At 41.8% G+C, this 3,809-nt stretch carries 7 protein-coding genes; all 7 read left to right on the top strand.

All coding sequences use genetic code 11. The features are described from left to right. Positions 1-94, top strand: a 94-nt coding sequence (locus tag DXA18_RS17555) for a zinc ribbon domain-containing protein (RefSeq protein WP_147345552.1), incomplete at its 5' end; no start/stop codon positions are given. A 291-nt stretch (positions 95-385) separates the two neighbouring features. Next, positions 386-1,378, top strand: coding sequence for an adenosine deaminase (gene add / locus DXA18_RS15270; protein WP_118384572.1), 993 nt, complete (start codon positions 386-388; stop codon positions 1,376-1,378). A 39-nt stretch (positions 1,379-1,417) separates the two neighbouring features. Next, entirely contained in the window at positions 1,418-2,299 is an 882-nt protein-coding gene (locus DXA18_RS15265) for a hypothetical protein (protein ID WP_147345617.1), read from the top strand. Positions 2,300-2,328: 29 nt separating this feature from the next. Beyond that, positions 2,329-2,589: a hypothetical protein gene (locus DXA18_RS15260; RefSeq protein WP_118384570.1), complete on the top strand. Its 261-nt coding sequence runs from the start codon at positions 2,329-2,331 to the stop codon at positions 2,587-2,589. After that, the gene (locus DXA18_RS15255; RefSeq protein WP_243007166.1) at positions 2,576-3,316 is read left to right on the top strand and encodes an alpha/beta hydrolase; all 741 of its coding nucleotides are present in this window, start codon (positions 2,576-2,578) and stop codon (positions 3,314-3,316) included. Before DXA18_RS15260 ends, DXA18_RS15255 begins: the two co-directional genes overlap by 14 nt. Further along, on the top strand, positions 3,300-3,578 hold the full coding sequence (locus DXA18_RS15250; protein WP_330424629.1) for a hypothetical protein: 279 nt from the start codon (positions 3,300-3,302) through the stop codon (positions 3,576-3,578). Before DXA18_RS15255 ends, DXA18_RS15250 begins: the two co-directional genes overlap by 17 nt. A gap of 60 nt (positions 3,579-3,638) precedes the next feature. Beyond that, positions 3,639-3,809, top strand: a 171-nt coding sequence (locus tag DXA18_RS17550) for a transposase (RefSeq protein WP_199665598.1), incomplete at its 3' end; no start/stop codon positions are given.

The following is a 3,809-nucleotide window of genomic DNA, read 5'->3' as shown; positions in this document are numbered from 1 at the left end:
GGAATGGATATGTCCTGTCTGTGGAACAAATCATGACAGGGATATTAATGCAGCAAAGAATATACTGGAAGAAGGATTAAGACAAATAGCATAAAAATAACAATATAGGCAGGGACTGCCCGAATTAACGCCTGTGGAGATAGTAGGTTACGAGGTCTGCGAAGCAGGAAGCCCATTGGCTTTAGACAATGGGTAGTTCACCTGAGAATCCGTAGATCCAGATATATTCGCGTTTATGCAGATGTGTTAGTGGTCACGGATCTCTATGTATTCTCGTTGGAATTCAAAATGAAAGACAAGATTGATCCGAATGAACTCAGTCAGGCTGCAAAGTGTAGTCCGTATCTGGAAGTGATCTTCGGATCTGAATACGAGGTGATTAATTATGACGAGAGACGAATTAGTTGCATTACCGAAAGTGGAACTTCACTGTCATTTAGACGGTTCACTGAGTCGGAACTTTATCGAAAAGAGACTTGGCAGAAAGATATTGCAGGAAGAACTGAGCGTATCGGATGACTGCCGGAGTCTCAATGAGTATCTGGAGAAATTCGATCTTCCGGGACAATGTCTGATGGATGAGAAAGGTCTTCGGGAAGCAGGATATGATGTGCTTCGCAGTATGTATCAGGAAAATGTTTATTATGCGGAAGTACGTTTTGCACCATTGTTGTCCGAGACCTCGGACATGGATTGCAGGAAGGTGATCGAAGCAGTCATTGCCGGTATGAATAAAGGAAAGCAGGACTTTGGTGTAGAATATGGAATTATCACCTGTGCCATGCGTCATCACAGCGCAGAGGAGAATTTGCGGATGCTCCAAATTACCAGAGAATACCTGGGCGACGGTGTCTGTGCAGCAGATTTGGCTGGGGCAGAGGCACTGTATCCTATGTCTGAATTTATGGATGTATTTGAGACTGTGAAGAAACTTGGCATGCCATTTACGCTTCACGCAGGCGAGTGTGGAAATGTTCAGAACATCATAGACTCAGTAGAAGCAGGAGCTAGGCGTATTGGTCATGGTATTGCCATGCGTGGACATCGGGAGCTTCAGTCTGAGTTGGCAAAGAAAGGTATTGGTATCGAAATGTGTCCAATCAGCAACTTCCAGACGAAATCGGTGCAGAGCACCGCGGAGTATCCGCTTCGAGAATTCCTAGATGCAGGGCTGAAAGTAAGTATTAATACTGATAACCGGACGGTCAGCAATACCAGTCTTACAAAAGAACTGGAATTTGTGCAGAAAACGTATGGCGTGAGTGATGAAGAGATTCGAAAAATGATGCAGAATGCAGTGGAGACAGCATTTGCAAGGGACGATGTGAAAGAGAGATTGCAGAAGAAGATGGACATAAAACTGGAATCATTACGATGACTGATTAACTCGTGGATCGTGTTCAGGGGATGAAGAGGAATGAGAGGGAACACAATGAGTGATGAGAAGAAAGGGAAAGTATTTCTCATATCTATGACAGTGATAATCGTGCTGTTGTTTTTGTTGCAGGGTGTTTATCCAAAGTATAAAGCAGGGAAGTATGAGGAAGAACAAAAAAAGATAGCCGCTGAACAGAAAAAAGTAGATGCCAAAGCGGAAGATTATATAGAAGAATATGCGTCACAGTTACAGGATAAGATGCGTTTGGCAGGTGTGGATGATCTTATAGTTACTTACGATGACTTGACAGATGATATTTTTAAGAAGTATACCAGCAGTGAGGAAGTAAATTATACATATTATTATGCAGTATCTTATAGTAGCGAAAGTATTGATCAGATTTATGCGGAAGACACGCAAGACGGAAGTTATGAATCATTTATCCGGCTGATGGAGAATGAACAGGATGTGATGAACGAAGGGCATGCACCGGGAGACCATAATCATGACATAGAGTACGGAGATCAGACAATTACCGTATATATTGGCAATGCAGATCGCAGTAGTGCAATTAATATCAAAGGACATCAGGGAACAGAATACTGTCTGGATACCAGCAACGGGCAGTCAAAACTTTTAGTTGGTGGAGTGACAGTGAATACTGTGCAGGAAGAAGCGGAGCCTGAGACTGCTGAAAGTTCAAGTAATACAGCTACTGCAGGTGGCAGACTTGGTGGCGATTCCTTTGATACATCAACCTCAAGCGGTAATGCGTCCACCAGAAGAACAGATCCTTATGATGTATACGATTATGATGATCCAGATGATTTTGCGGATGAGTGGGCAGAGGAATTTGGAGATGGAGACTATGACGATGGATACGACGATGCGTATGATTATTGGGAAGATGCATGGTATTGATAATAAGAAAATGAAAGGGATATAGACATATGAAAAGAAAAATGAATTTTAGACAAATCCTGGCTTTGGTATGTGCCATTATAATACCAGTACTTTATATAATCACCATTATATTGTTAATTGCAGGCAATCCATATGGTCAGCTTTTCTTAGCAATATCTTTGGGGGCAACATTTTTCCTTATCCCTATCATGTATTTGGTGACGAAGCTACCAAAGGATATGGCAGAAATTTATGGCAATGTATCAGATGCTTTAAAGAAAGATGAAGATAAGAATGATGGCAAGTAATGATTGTTTCAGTAGAAAAGATATAGAGATGACAGAGACTTTTGTAGATGGAATACAACTGCATATGGCAGAGCACGGGCATGGAGGTCCGGTTATTTTCTGGGGAATGTATCCACATCAGGAGCATGAAGTGGAACATTTATGGGAAGAGCTGTTAGAAATAGTATCGGAGAATGACTTTCTGCTTGTGGCATTTCAGGTGGAAGACTGGAACCAGGATTTTTCACCTTGGGAAGCACCAGCAGCATTTGGAACAGAAAGATTTGCAGGACAGGGCAGGAATACTCTGAAATGGCTGACAGAGGAATGTATTCCATATATTGAAAAAACATATGATGTGAAAGATCGCGAATATTGGCTGACGGGATATTCTCTTGCCGGCTTATTTGCGTTATGGGCAGCATATGAATGTGATATGTTTTCAGGAATCGTATGCTGTTCGGGTTCTATGTGGTTCAAAGATTGGACTGTTTATGTGAGAGAACATAAGCTTCAACATAAATGTAAAGTGTACCTGAGCCTTGGTGGAAAAGAAGAGAAGACAAAGAATAAAGTGATGGCAACGGTGGGAGAACGTACCAGAGAACAGGAAAGGATACTACGGGCGGATCCATTGGCAGAGCAGGTGATTCTGGAATGGAATGCGGGAGGTCATTTTGCGGATTCGGGAAAGAGGCTTGCCAAAGGAATTCGATGGCTGTTAATGAATAATGATGAAAGAAGATAAGAACGAGACAAGATGGGATAAGTTATTGCATATTCGGACAATGGGACGGGATGACTCTAATGCGGACAGGTATCGATATCCTTATGAACCGACTCCATATTCGGTACTGGAGCGTCTGGCGAATGCCGGATATATGCGAAAAGGAAATACGTTGCTTGATTATGGATGCGGTAAAGGGCGTGTGGATTTTTTTCTGTCTTGTCAGACGAGATGTGCATCTATCGGAATTGAAATAGGGCTACCGCAATCCCACTGGCTTTAGACGGTGGGTTAAGGTAGCTAAAAATCAGAAATTATTGTATACTCATGGCATGCTCATGGCATGGGAACATGGAAATCTAAAAACAGACACAAATACCTATTACAATATCACATTATTTTTGGCTGCAAATATAGAAAGAAATTACTGGTTTCGAGGCAGATATCAGATGATATAAAACAGTTTTCGTATGAGATATGTCAGAGACACAGTGTGATAATAAGATATATGGAA

Source organism: Dorea sp. AM58-8, from assembly GCF_003464045.1.
Taxonomy (GTDB): Bacteria; Bacillota; Clostridia; order Lachnospirales; family Lachnospiraceae; genus Claveliimonas; species Claveliimonas ammoniilytica.
This window is presented reverse-complemented; position numbering and strand designations above follow the sequence as displayed.